This window comes from Christiangramia sediminis (assembly GCF_020552705.1).
In the GTDB taxonomy this organism is placed as follows: domain Bacteria; phylum Bacteroidota; class Bacteroidia; order Flavobacteriales; family Flavobacteriaceae; genus Christiangramia; species Christiangramia sediminis.
The window spans coordinates 490,527-513,925 of the sequence record NZ_JAJBZG010000002.1; the positions used below are offsets into that span (position 1 = coordinate 490,527).

Sequence of the window (23,399 nt, forward strand, 5' to 3'; positions counted from 1 at the left end):
TTTTACTATTTTCGGGACAAAGTATATCTATGTCCCAAATTGATCAGTTTATTGCAGATTTCGCCTCGGCCGTGTGGGGAATTCCGCTGGTGATCCTTCTTATTGGAGGAGGAATTTTTCTCTTAATATATTCACGCTTTCTACCTTTCAGATATCTGGGTCATTCCATAGAAGTCCTTCGTGGGAAATATAACAATCCTGATGATCCAGGAGATATTAACCATTTTCAGGCACTTTCAACTGCCCTTTCTTCTACGGTAGGAATGGGAAATATTGCCGGAGTTGCCGTAGCGATCGCTGTTGGTGGTCCCGGAGCTATTTTCTGGTTATGGGTTAGTGCTGTGGTTGGGATGGCGACAAAATTCTTTACGAATAGCCTCGCCGTAATGTATCGGGGGAGAGACACAGAAGGAAAGATCCAGGGAGGCGTAATGTATTTTATTGTTGAGGGACTTGGCAAGAAATGGAAACCTCTGGCGGTATTCTTTGCCGTGGCGGGATTGGTAGGTGCTTTGCCTGTTTTCAATGTAAATCAGCTAACCCAGGCGATCAATTATATCCTTTTGGAACCCAATAATATTGAAACAGGATTTATGAGCAGCCTAATTATCGGCATCGCTCTTACTCTTATTACGACAGTGGTTATTATTGGAGGATTGGACCGCATAAGTAAAACCGTTTCCAAGTTGGTGCCCGCAATGGTTGCCTTATACTTTGTATCTGTATTAGTAATCCTCTTCGTGAATTACGATGTGGTTTTTCATTATTTCGGAATGATCTTTACCGATGCTTTTGCTGCAAATAATTATAAAGGCGATCCGCTTCTAGGTGGTGCTCTGGGCGGACTTATTCTTCTAGGGATTCGTCGTGGTGCATTTTCTAATGAAGCTGGTATCGGAACTGCAACCATGGCTCATGGAGCCAGTAAAACCTCTGAACCGATCAGGGAAGGTTTAATTGCCATGTTAGGCCCGGCAATTGACACCTTAGTAGTTTGTACACTTACGGCAATGGCTATTCTTGTTACAGGAGTTTGGCAAACCGAAGATGTGAATGGGGTGAGTCTTACGGCTGCTGCTTTTGACCAGGCGATCCCTTATGTTGGGAACTATTTGCTTCTTCTTTGCATCCTGGCTTTTAGTATTTCCTCGCTCTTTTCATATTCTTATTACGGAACAAAATGCCTGTCATTCTTATTAGGGGCTAAAAACAAGAAATACTACAATTACGTTTATATTTTAAGTATCATAGTTGGAGCAACAACTTCGCTAAGTTTTATTTTGAATCTGATTGATGGATTCTTTGCTCTAATGGCGATACCTACGATGATCTCAACCTTAATCCTTGCGCCAAGGGTGATGAAAGCTGCGAAGATCTATTTCAAGAAGTATACTCCCTGATAATTGATGATTGATAATTGATAATTGATAATTGATAATTGAATTTCAGGAATTAAACTGAAACAAAAAAAGAGATTTCTCGCTTTGCTCGAAATGACATATATTATTGATTATCTTTTCGAAGGAGCACAGCGACTGACAAATCTCTTTTTTGTAAAATTCAGTAGCATACAAGCTGCTTACTGTCTACTATTCCCTGTTTACTGAACTAAGCCTGTCCCGTAGGTCCAAAATTAAGCGGTAAAGGCGACTTATCGTAGTCACGTATCTCACCATGAGCCTTTTCAAATTTATTGATATTTTCTCCCAAAGCTTTCAATAATCTCTTTGCATGCTGAGGAGTAAGAATAATTCTTGACTTCACCTTACTTTTTGGTCTTCCCGGCATAATATTTACAAAATCCACTACAAATTCTGAAACCGAATGATTGATTATCGCCAGGTTCGAATAGGTGCCTTCTGCAACAGCTTCATCTAACTCAATATTGATCTTTCCTTTCTGGTTTTTATTTTTTTTCTCTTCGTCCATGATTTAAATTTTATTCAATTTAATATTTAATTTGATATCCCCTATTTATCAAGTTTATAATATACAAAGTCTGAAACTATGGGATCGATCCCCTCTTTCCTGAATTCAGTCGCGATCTGTCCGCGATGATACGTAGAATGATTAATCACGTGGAAAATTATATCCCTTACAGAATTCTCATAGCGCTCTCCCCTGGAATTTTTAAACTTTACCACTCTACCTAGTTCTTCTTTCTCAAGTAAGGCCAGGGTTTCCTGAAAATTTTCATTTTCAGCCGACTCCAATTGATCCACTTCAAGATTTTTCCAGACTTCAACCTGATCTTCTTTTCCTTTAATTCTATTATTCCAGATCTTCTGGGCATTCAGCGTATGAGATAATAATTGTATAGCTCTTTTCGGAACCATAAAATGCAGATCTCCATCGTTAAATTTCTTAATGATCTCCAGGTTATAATAATGTGAATATTCCAGTAATTCTTTAAAGTACTCCTTCATATCTCAAATATCGTTATAAATAAAAAAAGGCCCGCAACAGCGAGCCTTTTTTCTAATTATTATCAGGAATTAGTTATAATTAACTTCCTGTTTCTTCTCCATCATTTCGTCGAATTCTTCTTTAGAACCAACGATGATGCTATCATACTTTCTCATACCTGTACCTGCAGGAATTCTGTGTCCTACAATTACATTTTCCTTCAATCCTTCAAGTTGATCGATCTTACCGCTTACTGCAGCTTCGTTCAATACCTTAGTTGTTTCCTGGAAGGAAGCAGCCGAGATAAATGACTTGGTCTGAAGTGAAGCTCTGGTAATTCCCTGAAGAACCGGATTAGCTGTAGCTGTGATTACGTCTCTGGCAGTAGCAAGATTCTTATCTTCTCTTCTAAGAATAGAGTTTTCATCTCTAAGTTCTCTTGGAGTGATAATTTGTCCAGCTTTCAGTTTTTCAGAATCACCTGCATCTTCGATAACTTTCATTCCGAATAACTTGTTGTTCTCTTCGATGAAATCATCTTTATGAACAAGTTGGTTTTCAAGGAATATAGTATCTCCCGGATCAACGATTCTTACTTTACGCATCATCTGTCTTACAACAACCTCGAAGTGCTTATCGTTAATCTTCACACCCTGTAGTCTATAAACCTCCTGAACTTCGTTCACAAGATACTGTTGTACAGCGTTTGGCCCTTTGATGTTCAGAATATCTTCTGGAGTAATAGAACCATCAGAAAGTGGCATTCCAGCTCTCACGTAGTCATTCTCCTGAACAAGGATCTGGTTAGAAAGTTTCACTAGATACTTCTTAACCTCTCCAAGTTTAGACTCAACGATGATCTCACGGTTACCTCTTTTGATCTTACCAAAAGAAACAACACCATCAATCTCAGATACAACCGCCGGGTTAGATGGGTTACGTGCTTCGAAAAGCTCGGTTACCCTTGGAAGACCACCCGTAATATCCCCTGCTTTAGAAGATTTACGTGGAATCTTAACCAGAATTTTACCAACTCCAATTTTCTCAGCATTGTCTACCATAAGGTGAGCACCTACCGGAAGGTTGTAAGAACGAATCACTTCGTCTTTCTTCCCTAAAATATGAAGGGTTGGGATCAATTTCTTGTTACGGGATTCAGAAATTACTTTTTCCTGGAATCCTGTCTGCTCATCGATCTCTACCTGATAAGTTACACCCTGATCAATATTCTCATACTTGATCTTACCGGCAAATTCAGAAATAATTACACCGTTATATGGATCCCATGTACAAATAACTTCACCTTTCTTCACCGCAGCTCCGTCATTAATATTGATCTGAGAACCGTAAGGAATGTTGTTGTTACTTAATACAACTCCTGTTTTCTTATCTTTTATCTTAAGTTCAGCAGTACGAGAGATCACGATGTCTGCAGTTCCACCATCAGGGGCTTCACCTTTAACAACTTTAAGATCTTCGATCTCAGCAATACCATCAAACTTAGCTTCAAGTTTATTATCTTCAGAAATGTTACCAGCAATACCACCCACGTGGAACGTACGTAGTGTAAGCTGTGTACCAGGCTCTCCAATAGACTGTGCAGCAACAACACCCACAGCTTCACCTGTTTGAACGATCTTGTTGGTTGCAAGGTTTCTACCGTAACACTTGATACAGATCCCTTTCTTCGCCTCACAGGTAAGTGGTGAACGTACTTCAACACTCTCGATTGGCGCAGCTTCGATCTTAGCAACGATTTCTTCAGTTATTTCTTCATTTCCACCAACTATAAGTTCATCTGTAGATGGATTTACAACATCATTAAGAGCGATACGTCCAAGGATTCTCTCTCCTAATGATTCTACGATTTCCTCGTTTTTCTTAAGTGGCTTAACTTCAACTCCTCTTAATGTTCCACAGTCATCTTCATTTACAATAACATCCTGAGAAACATCTACCAGACGACGGGTTAAGTAACCAGCATCGGCCGTTTTAAGTGCGGTATCGGCAAGACCTTTACGAGCACCGTGAGTAGAGATAAAGTATTCAAGAATCGAAAGACCTTCCTTAAAGTTAGAAAGAATCGGGTTTTCAATAATTTCACCTCCACCAGAATTAGATTTCTTCGGCTTGGCCATAAGACCACGCATACCTGTTAACTGACGAATCTGTTCTTTCGAACCACGCGCACCAGAATCAAGCATCATATATACTGAATTGAATCCTTGCTTGTCTTCACGAATTCGCTTCATAGCCAAATCAGTTAGACCTGCGTTCGTTGAAGTCCAGATGTCAATTACCTGGTTATAACGTTCGTTATTGGTAATAAGACCCATGTTATAGTTACCAATGATACCCTGAACCTGCTCGTTGGCTTCATCGATCATAGATTGTTTCTCTTCAGGGATGATAATATCACCTAAGCTGAAAGAAAGTCCTCCACGGAATGCGAATCCATATCCAAGACCTTTGATCTCATCAAGGAATTCAGAAGTTTCTGGTACACTGGTAATTTTAAGGATCTTACCAATAATCTCACGAAGTGATTTTTTAGTAAGTACTTCATTAATATAACCTGCCTTTTCTGGAACAGCTTCATTAAATAATACCCTACCAACTGTGGTTTCCTTGATCATCATAACCAATTCACCAGCTTCGTTGAAATCTTTAGTTCTAATCTTAATTCCTGCGTTAAGATCTACTCTCTTCTGGTTGTAAGCTATTACAAGCTCTTCCGCAGAATAGAAAGTAAGTCCTTCACCAATAACAGGCTCTTCTTTTGTAGATTTTTTGTGCTTGGTCATGTAGTAAAGACCAAGTACCATATCCTGAGAAGGTACTGTAATTGGAGAACCGTTTGCAGGGTTCAATATGTTATGAGAAGCAAGCATTAATAACTGTGCTTCCAGAATAGCTTCTGGCCCAAGTGGTAAATGAACTGCCATCTGGTCACCATCGAAATCGGCGTTGAATGCAGTACATGCAAGTGGGTGAAGCTGAATTGCTTTTCCTTCAATAAGTTTAGGCTGGAATGCCTGAATACCCAGACGGTGAAGCGTAGGAGCACGGTTCAATAATACCGGATGCCCTTTAAGTACGTTCTCCAATATATCCCAAACTACAGGTTCTTTCTTATCGATAATCTTCTTAGCAGACTTCACTGTTTTTACGATACCTCTCTCTATCAGTTTTCGGATGATGAAAGGCTTGTAAAGTTCAGCTGCCATATTCTTTGGAAGACCACATTCGAACATTTTCAATTCTGGTCCTACAACGATTACCGAACGTGCTGAATAATCCACACGTTTACCAAGTAAGTTCTGACGGAAACGACCCTGCTTACCTTTCAATGAATCTGAAAGTGATTTAAGTGGACGGTTAGAGTCAGTTTTTACTGCTGATGATTTTCTTGTATTATCGAATAATGAATCTACAGATTCCTGAAGCATACGTTTTTCGTTACGTAGAATAACTTCAGGAGCTTTGATCTCCATTAAACGTTTCAGACGGTTGTTACGAATAATTACACGACGGTAAAGATCGTTCAAATCTGAAGTCGCGAAACGACCACCATCAAGAGGCACAAGAGGTCTAAGTTCCGGTGGAATAACCGGTACAACCTTCATGATCATCCATTCCGGATTGTTTTCACGGTTTTTGTTTGCATCACGAAGTGCTTCCACAACCTGAAGTCTCTTAAGAGCCTCCGTTTTACGTTGCTTGGAAGTTTCGTTATTTGCTTTATGTCTTAATTCATAAGAAAGTTCATCAAGATCTATTCTCTTAAGAATTTCGATAAGACATTCAGCTCCCATTTTAGCGATAAACTTATTTGGGTCGCTGTCTTCTAAATATTGATTTTCCTGAGGAAGTTCATCTAAGATGTTCAGGTACTCTTCTTCAGTTAAGAAATCCATTTTCTTTAATGGTTCCCCTTCTTCATTCTTCGCGTTACCTGCCTGGATCACTACATATCTTTCGTAGTAGATGATCATGTCAAGTTTCTTAGAAGGAAGACCTAGCAAATAACCAATTTTGTTAGGCAAAGAACGGAAATACCAGATATGAGCAACAGGTACCACAAGGTTAATGTGACCAACACGGTCTCTACGAACCTTCTTCTCTGTAACTTCTACACCACAACGGTCACAAACGATCCCTTTGTAACGAATTCTCTTATATTTTCCGCAGGCACACTCATAATCCTTTACAGGACCAAAAATACGCTCACAGAACAATCCGTCACGCTCTGGTTTGTGCGTACGGTAATTGATCGTTTCAGGCTTAAGAACTTCACCACGAGATTCCGCAAGGATGGACTCGGGAGAAGCTAAACCTATAGAGATCTGGTTGAACCTCTGTACTGTATTTTTATCATTATTTCTAGCCATAATAAATGCTGCTAATTATTGTGAATATTCCGTTTAATTGGGGCTGAATGAACAGCCCCGATCAACAGAATGTTATTCTTCAAGTTTTATATCCAATCCAAGACCTTTCAATTCGTGCATAAGTACGTTGAAAGATTCTGGTAGTCCAGGTTCTGGCATTGGCTCACCTTTAACAATAGCCTCATAAGTCTTAGCTCTACCGATCACGTCATCAGACTTCACCGTTAGAATTTCTCTTAGAGTACTAGATGCTCCGTAAGCTTCAAGAGCCCAAACCTCCATCTCTCCAAATCTCTGACCACCGAATTGTGCCTTACCACCAAGCGGCTGCTGAGTAATAAGTGAGTATGGTCCAATAGATCTGGCGTGCATCTTATCGTCGATCATATGACCTAACTTAAGCATGTAAATCACACCAACAGTTGCACGTTGGTCAAATCTCATTCCGGTTCCACCATCATACAGATAAGTATGACCGTATCTTGGAATACCTGCTTTATCTGTAAGATCATTGATCTCATCGATAGTTGCACCGTCAAAAATTGGAGTCGCATATTTCTTCCCGTTTTTCTGACCAGCCCATCCAAGAACTGTTTCGTAGATCTGACCGATGTTCATACGTGATGGTACCCCAAGTGGGTTCAACACGATATCAACCGGAGTTCCGTCTTCAAGGAATGGCATATCTTCCTGACGAACGATTCTGGCAACAATACCTTTGTTACCGTGACGTCCTGCCATCTTATCCCCTACTTTAAGTTTACGCTTCTTAGCGATGTAAACCTTAGCCAGTTTAAGAATTCCTGATGGAAGTTCATCTCCAACAGAAATGGTGAATTTCTCTCTTCTTAGGTTACCCTGAAGATCGTTTTCCTTGATTTTATAATTATGTATAAGATCTGCAACAAGTTCATTAAGGTGATCATCTGTAGTCCATGTACCCGTTGTTAAGTGAGTATAATCGTCTACAGCGTTCAACATCTTCAGCGTGTACTTCTTACCTTTTGGCATTATTTCTTCACCCAGGTCATTCTGCACTCCCTGAGCTGTTTTACCACCGATGATAGTGAAAAGTTTTTCAACCAATTCTGCTTTTAGATTCGCAAACTTAGCGTCATACTTTTTCTCTAATGCTGCAACATCTTCTTTATCTTGAGCTCTCTTACGCTTGTCTTTAATTGCTCTTGCAAACAATTTCTTATTGATAACAACACCACTTAATGATGGAGAAGCTTTTAAAGAAGCATCTTTTACATCACCTGCCTTGTCACCAAAGATCGCACGTAGAAGTTTTTCTTCCGGAGTTGGATCGCTTTCTCCCTTAGGAGTGATCTTACCGATAAGAATATCACCAGGCTTCACTTCAGCACCAACTCTAATCATTCCATGCTCATCAAGGTCTTTAGTAGCCTCTTCTGAAACGTTAGGAATATCATTCGTCAGTTCTTCGTTACCCAGTTTTGTATCTCTAACTTCAAGAGAGTATTCATCTATATGGATAGAGGTGAAAATATCATCTCTTACCACTTTCTCTGAAATTACAATCGCATCCTCAAAGTTGTAACCTTTCCAGGGCATGAAGGCAACCTTCATGTTTCTACCTAGTGCAAGTTCACCTGCTTCAGTAGCATATCCCTGACAAAGTACCTGTCCTTTTGTAACTCTGTCCCCTACACTTACGATTGGCTTCAGGTTGATACAGGTTCCCTGGTTCGTCTTACGGAATTTGATAAGGTTGTAAGATTTTGAATCATCATCAAAACTTACCATTCTCTCCTCTTCCGTACGATCGTACTTAATTACAATCTTATTAGCATCTACATATTCTACTTCTCCTTCTCCTTCAGCATTGATCAATACTCTAGAATCTGTAGCAACCTGTCTTTCTAGTCCTGTTCCAACGATAGGAGAATCAGTTCTTAAAAGTGGTACTGCCTGACGCATCATGTTTGATCCCATCAATGCACGGTTAGCATCATCATGTTCCAAAAATGGAATTAATGAAGCCGAAATAGACGAGATCTGGTTTGGAGCAACATCGGTATAATGTATCTCCTTAGGATCTACAACCGGGAAGTCACCTTCCATTCGTGCAATTACACGATCTGTATCTATGGTACCATCATCTTTTAATGGAATGTTAGCCTGAGCTATCTTCTTACCTTCTTCTTCCTCAGCACTTAAATAAATAGGCTCTTCAGAAGTGTTTATCTTACCATCGGTTACTGTACGGTATGGTGTTTCAATGAATCCCATTCCGTTCACTTTTGCATATACAGAAAGTGAAGAGATCAAACCAATGTTCGGACCTTCAGGAGTTTCAATAGGACAAAGTCTTCCGTAGTGAGTATAGTGAACATCACGTACCTCGAAACCTGCTCTTTCTCTTGAAAGACCTCCTGGTCCTAATGCCGAAAGTCTACGCTTGTGCGTGATCTCTGCAAGAGGGTTGGTCTGGTCCATGAACTGAGATAACTGGTTGGTTCCAAAGAACGAATTGATCACAGAAGACAATGTCTTCGCGTTGATCAAATCTATTGGAGTAAACACCTCGTTATCACGAACGTTCATTCTCTCACGGATCGTTCTTGCCATACGGGCAAGACCAACACCGAACTGCTGAGATAACTGCTCACCTACAGTTCTAACACGACGGTTAGATAAGTGATCAATATCATCAATCTCAGCTTTAGAGTTAATAAGCTCAATTAAATATTTAACAATAGTGATAATGTCTAATTTGGTAAGCACTTGCTTATCCATTTCAACATCAAGACCAAGCTTTTTGTTCATTCTATATCTACCAACTTCTCCAAGGCTGTAACGCTGATCTGAGAAGAAAAGCTTGTCGATAATTCCACGAGCAGTTTCCTCATCTGGCGGTTCAGCATTACGAAGCTGACGATAAATATGTTCTACCGCTTCTTTTTCAGAGTTGGTAGGATCTTTTTGCAATGTATTATGAATGATCGCATAATCACCGGTTTGGTTATCCTCTTTATGAAGAAGGATAGTCTTACTTCCGGTCTCAAGAATTTCTTCTATGTGATCTTTTTCTAATTCTGTATCACGGTCCAGAACGATCTCGTTACGCTCAATAGAAACAACTTCACCAGTATCTTCATCTACGAAATCTTCATACCATGTATTAAGCACTCTTGCCGCAAGTTTACGTCCAAGGTACTTTTTAAGTCCTGTCTTAGAAACTTTAACCTCTTCAGCAAGGTCAAAGATCTCCAGGATATCCTTATCACGCTCGAACCCGATAGCACGGAAAAGAGTAGTAACAGGTAATTTTTTCTTACGATCGATATACGCGTACATAACGCTGTTAATATCGGTAGCAAATTCAATCCATGATCCTTTAAAAGGAATTACACGGGCAGAATATAATTTAGTTCCATTAGCATGGAAAGACTGTCCAAAGAAAACCCCCGGTGAACGGTGTAGCTGAGAAACTACTACTCGCTCGGCACCGTTGATGCAGAAAGTTCCGCTAGGTGTCATATAAGGGATAGTTCCCAGGTATACGTCCTGTACGATGGTTTCAAAATCTTCGTGTTCAGGGTCGGTACAGTATAACTTAAGTCTAGCCTTAAGTGGCACACTGTAGGTCAATCCGCGTTCAATACACTCCTGAATGGAATACCTCGGCGGGTCCACAAAATAATCTAAGAATTCTAGTACAAATTGATTACGGGTGTCCGTAATGGGGAAGTTTTCTAGGAAGGTGTTGTAAAGACCTTCATTTCCCCGTTCTTCTGATTTTGTCTCTAATTGAAAGAAGTCCTGAAAAGACTTAATCTGCAGATCCAGAAAGTCCGGATAAGCAGGCTTGTTCTTAACAGAAGAGAAACTCAATCTTTCAGTTTGCTTTGCTAACATCAATGGACGGGATTATAATTTATATATAAAAAACTGCGATTTTTGAACTTAAGTTCTATATACGCAAAATGGTTTAGACCTCCAGGAGTGAATCCTGAGGTCTAAACCTAAATAATATTGCTTGTGTTAAGCTTATTTAAGCTCAACCTCAGCTCCTGCTTCTTCTAATTGCTTTTTAAGAGCTTCTGCTTCGTCTTTTGCTACTCCTTCTTTTACTGGTTTTGGAGCATTGTCTACTAATTCTTTAGCATCTTTAAGACCTAATCCTGTAAGTTCTTTTACAAGTTTAACTACAGCTAATTTAGATCCTCCTGGAGCAGTAAGAATAACATCAAATTCAGTTTGTTCTTCAGCTTCTTCACCACCAGCGGCAGCACCACCAGCAACAGCTACTGCAGCAGCAGCAGGCTCGATACCATATTCTTCTTTTAAAATATCAGCTAATTCGTTTACTTCTTTTACAGTAAGATTAACTAATTGTTCTGCGAAATCTTTTAAATCTGCCATTTTCTATCGTTTTTAAAAAGTTCTTTAATTTATAATTGTTAAAAAGTGCGTACTATTTTATCCCTCTTTTTCTGAAAGGGTTTTAAGGATTCCTGCAAGTTTTCCACCACCTGATTTAAGTGCAGAAACAACATTTTTAGCAGGAGATTGAAGTAATCCAACGATATCCCCGATAACTTCTTCTTTAGACTTGATATTAACAAGTGTATCAAGATAGTCATCACCTACATAAATAGCTTCTTCTACAAAAGCTCCTTTAAGTAAAGGTTTCTCAGATTTCTTTCTAAATTCCTTAATTACTTTCGCCGGAGCATTTCCGGTTTCAGAAAGCATGATTGAGGTATTGCCTTTTAAAACTGTAGGAAGATCACCGAAATCTTTTTCAGCAGCTTCCATAGCTTTAGCAAGCAATGTATTTTTAACTACCGCCAACTTAACGTTTGCTTTAAAACAAGCTCTACGTAAGTTCGAAGTACTTCCAGCGTCAAGGCCAGAAATATCAGCTAGATAGATAGTTTGAGTATCGGCTAACTGGGCAGTTAAAGCTTCTATAACTTGTGCTTTTTCTTCTCTTGTCATAATCTTAAATTATTGCTCAGTAAACCTTTTAGTATCTATTGCTACACTCGGGCTCATAGTGCTTGACATATAAATACTCTTTATATAAACACCTTTAGCTGCCTGAGGTTTCAATTTTACCAGCGTAGTTAATAATTCCTTTGCGTTACCTGCAATTTTCTCAGCATCAAAAGATGCTTTTCCAACTCCAGCATGCACAATTCCGTGCTTATCTACCTTAAAGTCAATTTTACCAGCTTTCACATCTGAAACCGCTTTAGCGATATCCATAGTTACAGTACCAGTTTTAGGGTTAGGCATTAAACCTCTTGGTCCAAGAACACGTCCTAGTGGTCCAAGTTTACCCATAACGCTAGGCATAGTGATGATCACATCAACATCTGTCCAGCCTCCTTTAATCTTATCAAGGTATTCATCCAATCCAACGTAATCGGCACCAGCTTCTTTAGCCTCTTCTTCCTTATCTGGAGTCACAAGAGCCAAAACTTTAACGTCTTTACCAGTTCCGTGAGGAAGTGTTACCACACCTCTTACCATCTGATTTGCTTTTCTAGGATCTACGTTCAAACGAACCGCCAAATCCACAGAAGCATCAAAATTTGCGTTGGTAACTTCTTTTATCAAAGCTGAAGCTTCGGCGACTGTATAAGTCTTGCCGTTCTCAATCTTAGACTGAGCTTCTTTTTGCTTTTTAGTTAATTTTGCCATTTTTTAATTTCTTTTTGGATTAAAACGGTGCATCACCTTTTACAGTTATTCCCATCGAACGAGCTGTTCCGGCAACCATTTTCATTGCAGACTCTACAGTAAATGCATTAAGATCCTGCATCTTGTCTTCTGCAATCGCTTTAACCTGATCCCAAGAAACACTAGCTACTTTTTTTCTGTTCGGTTCACCAGAACCTTTTTTAGTCTTAGCCGCTTCCATCAATTGTACTGCTGCAGGTGGAGTCTTGATAACAAAATCAAAAGACTTATCCTTATAAACAGTAATTGCAACTGGAAGTACCTTTCCTTGCTTATCCTGAGTTCTACCATTGAATTGCTTACAGAATTCCATGATGTTTACCCCGGCAGCACCTAAAGCAGGTCCAACTGGTGGTGATGGGTTAGCAGCACCTCCGCGAACTTGTAGTTTTACAACTTTACTTACTTCTTTTGCCATTTTTCAAATTTTTAAATGATCGTTTATTGAGTGGAAGCTTAAAAAACAATCAAAAAATATGTAACAGTTATTATTATACTTTTTCTACTTGCATATAGCTTAGTTCCAATGGTGTTTTTCTTCCGAAAATCTTAACCATTACCTCCAGCTTACGCTTTTCTTCATTAATCTTCTCTACAGTACCATTAAATCCATTGAACGGTCCGTCAATAACTTTAATAGTTTCACCAATTGTGAACGGAATCGCAACATTATCAGCTTTCACAGAAAGCTCATCTACCTTTCCTAACATTCTATTCACTTCAGATTTTCTAAGCGGCACAGGATCTCCTCCTTTTGTTTCACCTAAAAACCCAATAACTCCGTTTATTCCTTTTATAATATGAGGAATCTCTCCCCCAATATTTGCCTGAATCATTACATAACCAGGAAAATAGACTCTTTCTTTGTTTACCTTCTTACCGTTACGAATTTGAATCACCTTTTCGGTAGGAACAAGAACCTGATCTATGGCGTCTTGAAGCCCCAGGTATTCGATCTCTTTTTCAATATAATCTTTAACCTTATTCTCCTGTCCGCTAACGGCACGAACCACATACCACTTTTTCTCTTTTGCTTCTGCCATAGCTATCTTAATTATGATTTAACCCATTCGAAGTACTGCTCAATCGCTCCACTAAAAAGCGTATCGACACCCCAAATAGCCAATGAAAAAATAATCGAGAATACTGCAACAATAACTGTTAGCCTTTGAGCTTCAGACCAGCTTGTCCAGGTAACGTGGTTTCTTAACTCGTTATATGATTCTGATATGTAATTAACAATTCCTGCCATTTTATAAAAAGATATTTGCACGGGTTGAGAGGCTCGAACTCCCGACACCTGGTTTTGGAGACCAGTGCTCTACCAACTGAGCTAAACCCGTAAATATAAGTGAAGGTATCCCGCTCTTCACGGGATACCTTTTTATATTAAGATAATTCTTAATCTAGAATTTCAGTTACCTGACCAGCACCTACAGTTCTACCACCTTCACGTATAGCGAAACGTAGTCCTGTATTCATTGCGATTGGCTGGATAAGCTCTACTGTAATAGTAAGGTTATCACCAGGCATTACCATTTCTACACCATCAGGAAGGTTAATTGTTCCTGTAACATCAGTTGTACGTACGTAGAACTGAGGACGGTAGTTGTTATGGAATGGAGTGTGACGTCCACCTTCTTCTTTCTTAAGGATATAAACCTCTGCTTTGAATTTTGCGTGAGGAGTTACAGATCCTGGCTTAGTAATTACCATACCTCTAGAGATCTGAGTCTTTTCAATACCTCTTAGAAGGATACCAACGTTATCACCAGCTTCACCTCTATCAAGAATCTTACGGAACATTTCAACTCCAGTAATAGTAGAAGTAAGTTTTCCAGCTCCCATACCAATGATCTCTACAGGATCTCCAGTATTAGCAACACCAGTTTCGATACGTCCAGTTGCAACAGTACCACGACCAGTAATAGAGAATACATCTTCGATAGGCATCAAGAAAGGCTTATCAACATCACGCTGTGGAAGCTCAATCCAAGTATCAACCGCTTCCATAAGATCAAGAACAGTCTTAGACCATTTCTCATCACCTTCAAGAGCTCCAAGTGCAGAACCTGAAATTACAGGACCATTATCACCATCATACTCGTAGAAAGAAAGAAGATCTCTTACTTCCATTTCAACTAGTTCAAGAAGTTCCTCATCATCAACAAGGTCAACTTTATTTAAGAATACAACGATTCTTGGAATACCAACCTGACGTCCAAGAAGGATGTGCTCACGAGTTTGTGGCATAGGACCATCAGTCGCAGCAACAACAAGAATAGCACCATCCATCTGAGCAGCACCAGTTACCATGTTCTTTACGTAATCGGCGTGACCAGGACAGTCAACGTGTGCATAGTGACGCTTCTCTGTTGAATACTCAACGTGAGAAGAGTTAATTGTAATACCTCTTTCTTTTTCTTCTGGAGCGTTGTCAATTTGATCAAACGCACTAGCTTCTGAATATCCAGCATCAGCCATTACTTTAGTAATAGCAGCTGTTAATGTAGTTTTTCCGTGATCTACGTGTCCAATTGTACCAATATTTAGGTGCGGTTTGGAACGATCGTAAGTTTCCTTTGCCATAATTAATACTTATTTAATCTTAGTTATATATTAGTGTTCAATTTTATACAAAACTAGAGCCAACGATGGGAATTGAACCCATGACCTCTTCCTTACCAAGGAAACGCTCTACCCCTGAGCTACGTCGGCCAGACAATTGACTGTTTTAAACAGCGATAACCATAAACCAACACGGGGTTTATGGATAAGATCAGGACTGAGGTAATGTTGCCGATATAACCCAATTTGGATCACTTTTTACAGACTAACAAAAGAAATTTAAAACACAAAACTTTAACTTTCTTCTAATCTAATAACCGGGGGATATCCTGATTCAATTTATTAGAGCAAAAAGATCACGCTTTTCAGCATGAGACATTTTCGCTTTTGAGCGGGAGACCGGGTTCGAACCGGCGACATTCAGCTTGGAAGGCTGACGCTCTACCAACTGAGCTACTCCCGCATTACCATATTTAGATCTACATCTATTTGGATTATCTCGCAAAAGCTCGATGATCCAGTTTGGGTGACCCCAAACTTCGATTTTAAAAACACTGTCTTTCAAAAGCGAGCTTTTGACGCCAGCTTATTTTAAAATCTTAGTGGGGAGAGCAGGATTCGAACCTGCGAAGACGTAGTCAGCAGATTTACAGTCTGCCCTCGTTGGCCGCTTGAGTATCTCCCCAATTTTACCACTATTTCATAGAACCATAGCTGAAACAGCTAAGCTTCTGATGGTTTTTAAAACGGCTGCAAATTAAAGCAAATTTGAAGCACCATCCAAAGCATTTTTTAAAATTTCAAAGGATTATTTTTTAACTTTTTCAACCTTAAGGTTTTAAAATTTAAATTTTCTCCAAAATTTTGGTAATTCCAGTATTTCAAGAGCCGATGGAGGGACTCGAACCCACGACCTGCTGATTACAAATCAGCTGCTCTAGCCAGCTGAGCTACATCGGCCTTTTACGCTGCTTTTTCAGCATAAAAAAGTCCGCTATTTCTAACGGACTGCAAATGTATATAAATTATTCCTTTATCAAAAAATAATTTTGAAAAAAATTAGCTAAACATGTGCGCTCATTTTTTCCTTCTTTTTAATCAATTGCCTTTGTAGTGAACTAACACATTCATCTACACATGCTTCAAATTTATTGCAGGTTTTTTTAACTATAATCTCTCCACCGGGTATACTAAGCAAGATTTCTGTGATCTTATTATCCTTTGCACTTGTATTTTGAACTTTAAAAAATACATCGGCATGAATAATCTTATCAAAATAAGTATCCAGTTTATCCAGTTTCTTTTGAGTGAAGTCGATTAATTTTTGATCGGCATTGAAGTTTACAGACTGCAGATTCATTTTCATATCCAGTAGAATTTAATTAAACAAGAGATTAAGTTAATTCTTATTGTTCCGGGGATGAGCATTTTGGTGTATTTTACTCAATTCGGCAATGCTGTTGTGAGTGTAGACCTGAGTCGCTGCCAAACTGGAGTGACCCAACAATTCTTTTACCGCATTTAAATTGGCTCCCTGGTTCAATAAATGAGTGGCAAACGAATGTCGCAAGATATGCGGACTCTTTTTTAGTTTCCCAGACACCTCACTAAAATAATTATTTATAAGTCTATAAACAAAACTTTCATAGATTTTATCACCTCGGGAAGTCAAAAAAAGATAACCTGAATTAGGCAATCCTCCGTCTTCACTTCTAAACTCAAGATATTTAGCAGCAGTTTCTTTTACAGAAGATATCAATGGAATATATCTTTCCTTATTTCTCTTTCCCAATACTTTCAACACCCCTTTTTCGAGATCTAGATCCGGGAGTTTAATATTGATCAATTCAATCCTCCTAATACCTGTGGAATAAAATAATTCCACTATCAATCTATCCCTGATTCCTTCGAAGGTTGAATCATCTATTCTCTCAAGGACCCGCACGATCTCATCTTCAGAAAAGGGAATTTGTATTTTTTTAGGTGTTTTTAAAGCTTTATGCTTTGTTAGCGGAGAAAGTTCAATTTGTTCTGTTTTAAGAAGAAAACGATAATAAGCTTTTAAAGAAGATATTTTCCTGTTGATAGTTCGGTTTGAGATTCTAGCTTCAGAAAGCTCAACGATCCAGCTTCTAATTTGAGGATAGTTCACCTCCTCCACACTTTTTTGCTCGAAGGTATTCTCTATAAAACTTTGAAATTCACAAAGGTCTGCCTTATACGCGGTAATAGTATGAACCGAGTATTTTTTCTCAAGTTCCAGGTAATCAAGAAAAGCAGAAAAGGGCATAAAAAAACTGTTGATAAACAAAGTTAGTAAACTTTAGCCTATCAACAGTCTTAAATATTGTCGACTGATTTTACAATCGTCTAGTAAATTTACTAGATATCTTCTGCGTCTCTCAGATGCTGAATGTATTCAGCTTTCTGAACTTGAGCTCTACGCTCTACAGATGGTTTTGTAAAATGCTGACGATCTCTTAGCTGGCGCATAGTTCCGGTCTTATCAAACTTTCGCTTGAAACGCTTAAGAGCTCTATCTATATTTTCTCCGTCTTTAACTGGTATAATTAACATAGTGTCATAACCTCCTCTCTTTTGGAATCGGCTGCAAAGATAAAGTATTTATATAAACTCCCAATCATTTTATTATTTATTTCATCCTGAAAGCTTTGTTTAAATTCATCAACAATTCTTTTCTGTAAATTAGGCTAATATTAAACAACAAATTATGAGACCAGTCAGGATATTATTCATCGTATTTATACTATTCAGTTCTCCCCTTTTCGCTTTTCAGAATATGGAAGAGGTAGAGATCAAAATCATTCCGGTAAACGAAAATGTTTACATGCTTAAAGGCGCCGGAGGAAATATAGGAGTGCTTATTGGTAAAGATGGTATCTTCATGATAGACGATCAGTTTCCTGCACTAAGTGATAAAATTAAAAGCAAATTAAAAACTCTGAGCGATCACCCGGTAAAATTCCTGGTAAATTCTCATCATCATGGCGATCATACTGGAGGAAATTCTAATTTCCAGGAAGATGGCACCCTTATCTTTGCTCATGAAAACGTTAGAAAAAGACTAAAAGCAGATACTACCAAAACCAGCGGCTTACCCATTGTTACTTTTAACGACAAGATGAATCTTCATATAAACGGAAATGATATTGTGGTGGCACATGTACATAATGCACATACAGATGGAGATGCTTTGATCTATTTCCCGCAAAGCAATGTTTTACATACAGGCGACACTTTCTTTAACGGAATGTTCCCATATATCGATCTTAATAGCGGCGGAAGTATTGATGGAGATATAGAAGCAGCGCGAACCGGATTATCCATGATTAATAATAAGACTAAGATCATACCGGGGCACGGGGAGGTTGCCAGCTATTCAGATTATGAAGCTTATTTAAAAATGCTGGAAAAAATCCGGAAGAATATTCAGAAAGCCATGGATGCCGGAAGTTCTGAATCTGAGATTATCAATAATGAGGATCTCACCAGTGAATTCTATACTGATGAAGCCTCCAAAGATTTTTTTATAACCGGACCCAAAATCAGAAAAACGGTTTATGATAGTTTAAATAAATAACCCCGAACACTATGTCCAGGGTCTTTATTAAATAATTCTTACCAAAATTCTTATTCTGCAGCAGGTTTATATTCCTTTTGATCGATCACCATTTTGGCGATAATCTCTTTCAGGATTTCAGAAGTTCCACCTCCAATTGGCCCCAGCCTGCTATCTCTAAACAATCTGGCCATAGGATAATCTTCCATATAACCATAACCTCCAAGCATCTGAAGGCATTTGTACATTACCTCATCTGATATTTTAGTAGCTAATAATTTAGACATACTAGCTTCTTTAACTACATATTCTCCATCATTCAGCCTTTGGGCAGTGGCATAATTAAATTCCTTAATAACTTCCACCTCACTAACCATCTCAGCAAGAGAATGTCTTAGAACCTGAAACTTATCTAAGGTTTTTCCAAAAGCCTCACGCTCTTTCATATAACCCATTGCATAATCCAATGCAAATTCAGATCTCGCATGGGCGTTGATCCCCATGATCAATCTTTCCATCGCAAAATGCTGCATGATATAGTTGAAGCCTTTTCCCTCTTCACCTAAAAGATATTCTGCAGGAATTTCAACATTATCGAAAGCGAGTTCTGCCGTATCTGAAGCTCTCCATCCTAATTTATTCAATTTGGTTGCAGAGATGCCTTTAAATTCTTTATCCACCAGAAAAATACTCATCCCTTTATTACCTTTCTCTGGAGCAGTTTTAGCAGCCACTACATAAAAGTCTGCGTAGACACCATTGGTTATAAAAGTCTTGGAGCCGTTTATTACGTACTTATCACCTTTTTTCACAGCAGTTGTTTTCATCCCTGCCACATCTGACCCTCCAAAGGGCTCAGAAATACAAAGACAACCTATCTTCTCCCCTTCAATAGCCGGAGTAAGATATTTTTCCTTGAGATCATGGTCTGCCTCTACTTTCAAATGGGTCATTGCCAAATATGCATGAGCCCACATGGCCGCGGCAAAACCTCCAGAGTTAATTTTCTGTAGTTCTTCAAGAAATATCACCGTATAAAATAGATCCAGTCCCATTCCCCCATATTCCTCCGGTTGGTTGAGACCGAAATAACCCATTTCACCGAATTTCTTCCATATAAAACGTTCTATGGTTCCCGTCTCTTCCCATTTTTCTATATGAGGTACGACTTCTTTCTGCAAAAATTCCTGAAAACTTTTCCTGAATAAATCATGTTCCTCTGTAAAATATCTGCTCATTTCTATATTATATTAAAGCTGCTATCAACATTTGATACAGCACTTCCTAATTATATTATTGTGAATTTGGGTACGAAAATTTCCCAAAAATTACTCTATGGCCAAATATAATTTAATTCTATCAATTTTATCGTAAGGAAAAGCGTTGATTTTTGCTAATTCTTCAAATGAAGAAATCCCCTCATGAAGTTTGCGATAGGTAATAATTTCTTTAGCTATTTTGCTGTTAAAATAAGGTATTTCAGCCAGCTCCTCCTCATTAATCAAATTGAGATTCTTTATAGTTACATCAGGCCTGGAAAGCAGGTCAAACTTTTGATCAATTCGTTCTACAACTTCCGGAGTAAGGCCATACACATCTTTTAGCTGAATAAGAGAAAGGAAACCTCCTATACTATTTCTATATTTTATAATTCTTTGGGAAAGCACTTCCCCAATTCCATTAACTACTTTTAAATCTTCAGCATTTACTGAATTAAGATCAAGAATATTAATTTCTGCAGGGGCAGATGTTGTAGACTGAATTTTTACTGAATTTAGCTTTTGAGTCCATTCAGGAAAACGAAAAGACGGACTGATCTTTAACAACAGGCTATCTGAAATGCCTGTAATCTTCTGAAAATCTTCCGCAGAATTCATCCATTTTCCGGATGCTCTATACGCTAGCAGTCGATCTATTTCCTCAATACTCATCCCCAGCTGATAACCCTTAAAATCTGAAATATAATTTGGATTGAAAGGATAGATAGTATCCTTTCTTTTGATAGAATTTTGATTTAAGGAATCCAGTTTTTTCTGAAACTTATCAATTCTACTTTGATCTATCATAGGCTGAGCTTCAGACGGAAAATTCAGAAATAAGAATATCTGGAAACCAATAATTAACAGCACTAAAACAAAAATCCCATTTTGCTGACCTTTTGAAAGCGCAAAATGGGATCTTAAAAATTTCATTATTTAGAAGGACCTAAGAAGCGGCCTCTGCTTTTTTACTTTTTTCAGGTTTGTGAAATAATTCACCTGCTTTAAGTCTGTGCGAGTATTCTTTTAGGTCATTACTAACCTCTCCAATCATAAAGTATAATCCTATAATATTAGGGAAAGACATCGCAAGTATCATCATATCCGAGAAATCCAGTACCGCTCCCAAACTTACGGAAGCACCAACCACTACAAAAATAAGGAAAAGTGATTTGTAGATAATCTCATTTTTCTTACTCTTTCCAAACAAATACGTCCACGCTCTCATTCCATAGTAAGACCAGGAAATCATAGTAGAGAATGCGAAAAGGAATACCGCGGTTGCCAGTACATAAGGGAACCAGGAGATCACACTACCAAAAGCAGTTGAAGTAAGCTCAACCCCTCCAACACCTTCAACTTCATGCATTCCTGTAAAAATAAGCACCAATGCCGTAAGCGTACACACTACAACCGTATCGATAAATGGCTCTAATAAGGCCACAAATCCTTCAGATGGCGGATGATTCGTTTTCGCCGCACTGTGGGCTATCGCCGCAGATCCAACACCAGCTTCATTCGAGAAGGCAGCACGTTGGAATCCAACTATTAAGACCCCGATTATACCACCTTTTAAGGCACTGGGACTAAATGCCCCATCCCAGATTGCAGTAAATGCAGGTCCTATATTTTCAATATTCACTCCAATAACTATAAGTGCTCCAAGAACATATACTGCTGCCATAATAGGCACAATCTTTCCGGTCACCTTGGCAATACTGCTAATACCACCAATAATAACAATACCTACAAGTACTGCTACCACTATCCCGAACCAGAATCCATTTCCAACTAGCATTGGAAATTCTCCTGCTAAAATCGAAAATGACTGATTTGCCTGGAACATGTTACCACCACCAAAGGAAGCTCCAATTGCCAGAATAGCAAAAAAAGCAGCCAGGAATTTACCTAAACCTCTTTTATTTCTCTTTTCAAGACCGTATCTAAGGTAGTTCATTGGACCACCAAACACCCGTCCTTCAGAATTGATAAATCTATATTTTACACCCAGGGTACATTCAACAAATTTCGAGGACATCCCCAGCAAACCTGCAAGGATCATCCACATAGTTGCTCCGGCTCCACCTAAAGAAATAGCAACTGCTACTCCCGCAATATTACCCAGCCCTACGGTACCAGAAACGGCTGTAGCCAACGCCTGGAAGTGAGTTACCTGTCCAGGTGCGTTTGGATCATCATACTTACCTTTTGCAAGTTCAAGAGCATGCTTAAATCCTCTAATATTGATAAATCCTAAACGAATCGTAAAGAATAATGCCCCAAGTACTAACCATACTACAATAAAGGGTATACTCTTTTGTTGCGGATCACCATTAGGATGCAAGAGAGCTATAGGCTCATCATATTCGATCGCTGCGAAATACTGTGCTCCCTGCTCAATTACGTGTTGCTTGTTTTCTGAATTATAAATAACCTCTCCTTCTTCAAGGAAATGCTTCAGGTTACCATCTGCATTTGCATTTACAGTTACGCTCTGACCATTCTTAGAAACTATAGCAATAGGATCGCCCTCATTCACATGTTGCCCTTCATCAACCAACCATTCTTCAAGAACAAATCTTGAAGTTTCCTGTGGATCAAATTGCGGTGCTTCTACTCTCTTAAGATCGGCATAAACCACGGGATCGTAAATTCCCATTGCTGAAAATGGATCCCAGAAAAGAACACTTCCCATACTTGCAACAATTGGAGCAAATGTTCCATTAAAGTGCTCTGTGATTGCTTCAGCATCTACCTGATATTCTTTCTCCACAGAATTCCCCTGGCTGTCACTAACTACAACACTATAAGGAATACCTTCAGTAAGACCCTCCGTTCGGTTAGATTCAAGCTTGGTGCCCTGATTAGACCACTTGTACTGATAAGGAGGAGTTCCTCCGGTTACATCTAGTTCGATGAACCCATTATTAATCACTTTTGAAGGATTACCTACTTTGGCCTTTACATCTAGTTCTTGTGCAGACAATCCAAAAATTGAAAATAAAAAGAACATTGAAAGCAAATACTTTCTCATATAGAATTGAAGTTATTTATTTGAAGTTAAATTTTCAGCGGGTGAATATGCTAAAAAATTAGGCTATTTCAAACTTTTAGCCGTTAAATTGTGAATTTCTTGTTAAAAATAATACAGATCTTTAAAAGGAATTTAGCTCTGATATTTTAAATTTAATTGTACTTCTTTAAGCCTTAAAAATATTCCGGTCTTCTAGGTCTAAAATTTAAAGATCAAATACCGAAGTTCGCTTTGTATAGATTAGATCCTTTAATTTTAACCAGAAGGCGAGGGTAAGATATACTATAAAACCAACTCCCATGGTGAAGAATGATGCGTATATAAAAAATAATCTCACACTTTTAGCCCGCATCCCCAGTTTATCAGCAAGCCGTGTGGAAACGTAAAAACCATGCTTTTCCAGATAATATCTAATATTGGAAACAAAAGTCGTCATGCCACAA

General features: G+C 38.6%; 20 protein-coding genes and 5 tRNA genes. 2 read left to right on the plus strand and 23 right to left on the minus strand.

Going from position 1 to position 23,399, the window contains the following annotated elements; genetic code table 11:
- The first annotated feature begins 29 nt into the window (after positions 1 to 29).
- Positions 30 to 1,400, plus strand: coding sequence for an alanine/glycine:cation symporter family protein (locus LGQ90_RS06575; protein ID WP_229339405.1), 1,371 nt, complete (start codon positions 30 to 32; stop codon positions 1,398 to 1,400).
- A 208-nt stretch (positions 1,401 to 1,608) separates the two neighbouring features.
- Here the strand turns inward: LGQ90_RS06575 and LGQ90_RS06580 are convergent, their stop codons facing one another.
- The 19 genes from LGQ90_RS06580 to rpsU form a co-directional block, all read right to left on the minus strand.
- Complete coding sequence (locus LGQ90_RS06580) at positions 1,609 to 1,929, minus strand: DUF3467 domain-containing protein (RefSeq protein ID WP_229339407.1); 321 nt, start codon at positions 1,927 to 1,929, stop codon at positions 1,609 to 1,611.
- A 41-nt stretch (positions 1,930 to 1,970) separates the two neighbouring features.
- Positions 1,971 to 2,426 carry a DinB family protein gene (locus tag LGQ90_RS06585; RefSeq protein ID WP_229339409.1) on the minus strand — a complete coding sequence of 152 codons (456 nt, stop codon included), beginning with the start codon at positions 2,424 to 2,426 and terminating at the stop codon, positions 1,971 to 1,973.
- 69 nt (positions 2,427 to 2,495) lie between these two features.
- Positions 2,496 to 6,797 carry a DNA-directed RNA polymerase subunit beta' gene (rpoC, locus tag LGQ90_RS06590; protein WP_229339411.1) on the minus strand — a complete coding sequence of 1,434 codons (4,302 nt, stop codon included), beginning with the start codon at positions 6,795 to 6,797 and terminating at the stop codon, positions 2,496 to 2,498.
- A gap of 72 nt (positions 6,798 to 6,869) precedes the next feature.
- Positions 6,870 to 10,682: a DNA-directed RNA polymerase subunit beta gene (gene rpoB, locus LGQ90_RS06595; RefSeq protein WP_229339413.1), complete on the minus strand. Its 3,813-nt coding sequence runs from the start codon at positions 10,680 to 10,682 to the stop codon at positions 6,870 to 6,872.
- A gap of 132 nt (positions 10,683 to 10,814) precedes the next feature.
- Positions 10,815 to 11,189: a 50S ribosomal protein L7/L12 gene (gene rplL, locus LGQ90_RS06600; RefSeq protein WP_229339415.1), complete on the minus strand. Its 375-nt coding sequence runs from the start codon at positions 11,187 to 11,189 to the stop codon at positions 10,815 to 10,817.
- Between the two features lie 57 nt (positions 11,190 to 11,246).
- Positions 11,247 to 11,768, minus strand: a complete 522-nt coding sequence (rplJ, locus tag LGQ90_RS06605) for a 50S ribosomal protein L10 (RefSeq protein WP_229339417.1) — start codon at positions 11,766 to 11,768, stop codon at positions 11,247 to 11,249.
- 9 nt (positions 11,769 to 11,777) lie between these two features.
- The gene (gene rplA, locus LGQ90_RS06610; protein ID WP_229339419.1) at positions 11,778 to 12,476 is read right to left on the minus strand and encodes a 50S ribosomal protein L1; all 699 of its coding nucleotides are present in this window, start codon (positions 12,474 to 12,476) and stop codon (positions 11,778 to 11,780) included.
- 19 nt (positions 12,477 to 12,495) lie between these two features.
- Positions 12,496 to 12,933 carry a 50S ribosomal protein L11 gene (gene rplK / locus LGQ90_RS06615; protein ID WP_011710241.1) on the minus strand — a complete coding sequence of 146 codons (438 nt, stop codon included), beginning with the start codon at positions 12,931 to 12,933 and terminating at the stop codon, positions 12,496 to 12,498.
- A 73-nt stretch (positions 12,934 to 13,006) separates the two neighbouring features.
- Positions 13,007 to 13,558, minus strand: a complete 552-nt coding sequence (gene nusG, locus LGQ90_RS06620; RefSeq protein ID WP_041250350.1) for a transcription termination/antitermination protein NusG — start codon at positions 13,556 to 13,558, stop codon at positions 13,007 to 13,009.
- Between the two features lie 11 nt (positions 13,559 to 13,569).
- Complete coding sequence (gene secE, locus LGQ90_RS06625; RefSeq protein WP_011710243.1) at positions 13,570 to 13,767, minus strand: preprotein translocase subunit SecE; 198 nt, start codon at positions 13,765 to 13,767, stop codon at positions 13,570 to 13,572.
- 18 nt (positions 13,768 to 13,785) lie between these two features.
- A tRNA-Trp gene (locus LGQ90_RS06630) sits at positions 13,786 to 13,858 on the minus strand.
- A 58-nt stretch (positions 13,859 to 13,916) separates the two neighbouring features.
- On the minus strand, positions 13,917 to 15,104 hold the full coding sequence (gene tuf / locus LGQ90_RS06635) for an elongation factor Tu (protein ID WP_229339421.1): 1,188 nt from the start codon (positions 15,102 to 15,104) through the stop codon (positions 13,917 to 13,919).
- Positions 15,105 to 15,161: 57 nt separating this feature from the next.
- Positions 15,162 to 15,233: transfer RNA gene (locus tag LGQ90_RS06640), tRNA-Thr, on the minus strand.
- Between the two features lie 240 nt (positions 15,234 to 15,473).
- A tRNA-Gly gene (locus tag LGQ90_RS06645) sits at positions 15,474 to 15,546 on the minus strand.
- A 140-nt stretch (positions 15,547 to 15,686) separates the two neighbouring features.
- Positions 15,687 to 15,768: transfer RNA gene (locus LGQ90_RS06650), tRNA-Tyr, on the minus strand.
- A gap of 201 nt (positions 15,769 to 15,969) precedes the next feature.
- A tRNA-Thr gene (locus tag LGQ90_RS06655) sits at positions 15,970 to 16,043 on the minus strand.
- Between the two features lie 103 nt (positions 16,044 to 16,146).
- The gene (hpf, locus tag LGQ90_RS06660; protein WP_229339423.1) at positions 16,147 to 16,449 is read right to left on the minus strand and encodes a ribosome hibernation-promoting factor, HPF/YfiA family; all 303 of its coding nucleotides are present in this window, start codon (positions 16,447 to 16,449) and stop codon (positions 16,147 to 16,149) included.
- Positions 16,450 to 16,482: 33 nt separating this feature from the next.
- Positions 16,483 to 17,373, minus strand: coding sequence for a tyrosine-type recombinase/integrase (locus LGQ90_RS06665; protein ID WP_229339425.1), 891 nt, complete (start codon positions 17,371 to 17,373; stop codon positions 16,483 to 16,485).
- A gap of 92 nt (positions 17,374 to 17,465) precedes the next feature.
- Positions 17,466 to 17,660, minus strand: a complete 195-nt coding sequence (rpsU, locus tag LGQ90_RS06670; protein WP_041250351.1) for a 30S ribosomal protein S21 — start codon at positions 17,658 to 17,660, stop codon at positions 17,466 to 17,468.
- A 154-nt stretch (positions 17,661 to 17,814) separates the two neighbouring features.
- Here rpsU and LGQ90_RS06675 point away from each other — a divergent pair, with 154 nt between their 5' ends.
- Positions 17,815 to 18,684, plus strand: a complete 870-nt coding sequence (locus tag LGQ90_RS06675; RefSeq protein WP_229339426.1) for an MBL fold metallo-hydrolase — start codon at positions 17,815 to 17,817, stop codon at positions 18,682 to 18,684.
- A 50-nt stretch (positions 18,685 to 18,734) separates the two neighbouring features.
- Here LGQ90_RS06675 and LGQ90_RS06680 read toward each other — a convergent pair whose 3' ends face one another.
- The 4 genes from LGQ90_RS06680 to LGQ90_RS06695 form a co-directional block, all read right to left on the minus strand.
- A complete protein-coding gene (locus LGQ90_RS06680; protein WP_229339428.1) occupies positions 18,735 to 19,901 on the minus strand; it encodes an acyl-CoA dehydrogenase family protein in 1,167 nt (388 codons plus the stop codon).
- A 90-nt stretch (positions 19,902 to 19,991) separates the two neighbouring features.
- Positions 19,992 to 20,855: a ComEA family DNA-binding protein gene (locus tag LGQ90_RS06685; protein WP_229339430.1), complete on the minus strand. Its 864-nt coding sequence runs from the start codon at positions 20,853 to 20,855 to the stop codon at positions 19,992 to 19,994.
- A 13-nt stretch (positions 20,856 to 20,868) separates the two neighbouring features.
- Positions 20,869 to 22,956, minus strand: a complete 2,088-nt coding sequence (locus tag LGQ90_RS06690) for an amino acid carrier protein (protein WP_229339432.1) — start codon at positions 22,954 to 22,956, stop codon at positions 20,869 to 20,871.
- 205 nt (positions 22,957 to 23,161) lie between these two features.
- On the minus strand, positions 23,162 to 23,392 hold the full coding sequence (locus LGQ90_RS06695; protein WP_229339434.1) for a PspC domain-containing protein: 231 nt from the start codon (positions 23,390 to 23,392) through the stop codon (positions 23,162 to 23,164).
- Positions 23,393 to 23,399: the final 7 nt, after the last annotated feature.

Coding starts and splice junctions, on each gene's coding strand:
- LGQ90_RS06690 (WP_229339432.1), bottom strand. CDS start 22,956: ATGAGAAAGTATTTGCTTTCAATGTTCTTTTTATTTTCAATTTTTGGA.
- nusG (WP_041250350.1), bottom strand. CDS start 13,558: ATGGCAGAAGCAAAAGAGAAAAAGTGGTATGTGGTTCGTGCCGTTAGC.
- LGQ90_RS06580 (WP_229339407.1), bottom strand. CDS start 1,929: ATGGACGAAGAGAAAAAAAATAAAAACCAGAAAGGAAAGATCAATATT.
- LGQ90_RS06675 (WP_229339426.1), top strand. CDS start 17,815: ATGAGACCAGTCAGGATATTATTCATCGTATTTATACTATTCAGTTCT.
- LGQ90_RS06680 (WP_229339428.1), bottom strand. CDS start 19,901: ATGAGCAGATATTTTACAGAGGAACATGATTTATTCAGGAAAAGTTTT.
- LGQ90_RS06695 (WP_229339434.1), bottom strand. CDS start 23,392: ATGACGACTTTTGTTTCCAATATTAGATATTATCTGGAAAAGCATGGT.
- LGQ90_RS06575 (WP_229339405.1), top strand. CDS start 30: ATGTCCCAAATTGATCAGTTTATTGCAGATTTCGCCTCGGCCGTGTGG.
- rplJ (WP_229339417.1), bottom strand. CDS start 11,768: ATGACAAGAGAAGAAAAAGCACAAGTTATAGAAGCTTTAACTGCCCAG.
- rplK (WP_011710241.1), bottom strand. CDS start 12,933: ATGGCAAAAGAAGTAAGTAAAGTTGTAAAACTACAAGTTCGCGGAGGT.
- rpsU (WP_041250351.1), bottom strand. CDS start 17,660: ATGTTAATTATACCAGTTAAAGACGGAGAAAATATAGATAGAGCTCTT.
- rpoB (WP_229339413.1), bottom strand. CDS start 10,682: ATGTTAGCAAAGCAAACTGAAAGATTGAGTTTCTCTTCTGTTAAGAAC.
- LGQ90_RS06665 (WP_229339425.1), bottom strand. CDS start 17,373: ATGCCCTTTTCTGCTTTTCTTGATTACCTGGAACTTGAGAAAAAATAC.
- LGQ90_RS06585 (WP_229339409.1), bottom strand. CDS start 2,426: ATGAAGGAGTACTTTAAAGAATTACTGGAATATTCACATTATTATAAC.
- tuf (WP_229339421.1), bottom strand. CDS start 15,104: ATGGCAAAGGAAACTTACGATCGTTCCAAACCGCACCTAAATATTGGT.
- rpoC (WP_229339411.1), bottom strand. CDS start 6,797: ATGGCTAGAAATAATGATAAAAATACAGTACAGAGGTTCAACCAGATC.
- secE (WP_011710243.1), bottom strand. CDS start 13,767: ATGGCAGGAATTGTTAATTACATATCAGAATCATATAACGAGTTAAGA.
- rplL (WP_229339415.1), bottom strand. CDS start 11,189: ATGGCAGATTTAAAAGATTTCGCAGAACAATTAGTTAATCTTACTGTA.
- LGQ90_RS06685 (WP_229339430.1), bottom strand. CDS start 20,855: ATGAAATTTTTAAGATCCCATTTTGCGCTTTCAAAAGGTCAGCAAAAT.
- hpf (WP_229339423.1), bottom strand. CDS start 16,449: ATGAAAATGAATCTGCAGTCTGTAAACTTCAATGCCGATCAAAAATTA.
- rplA (WP_229339419.1), bottom strand. CDS start 12,476: ATGGCAAAATTAACTAAAAAGCAAAAAGAAGCTCAGTCTAAGATTGAG.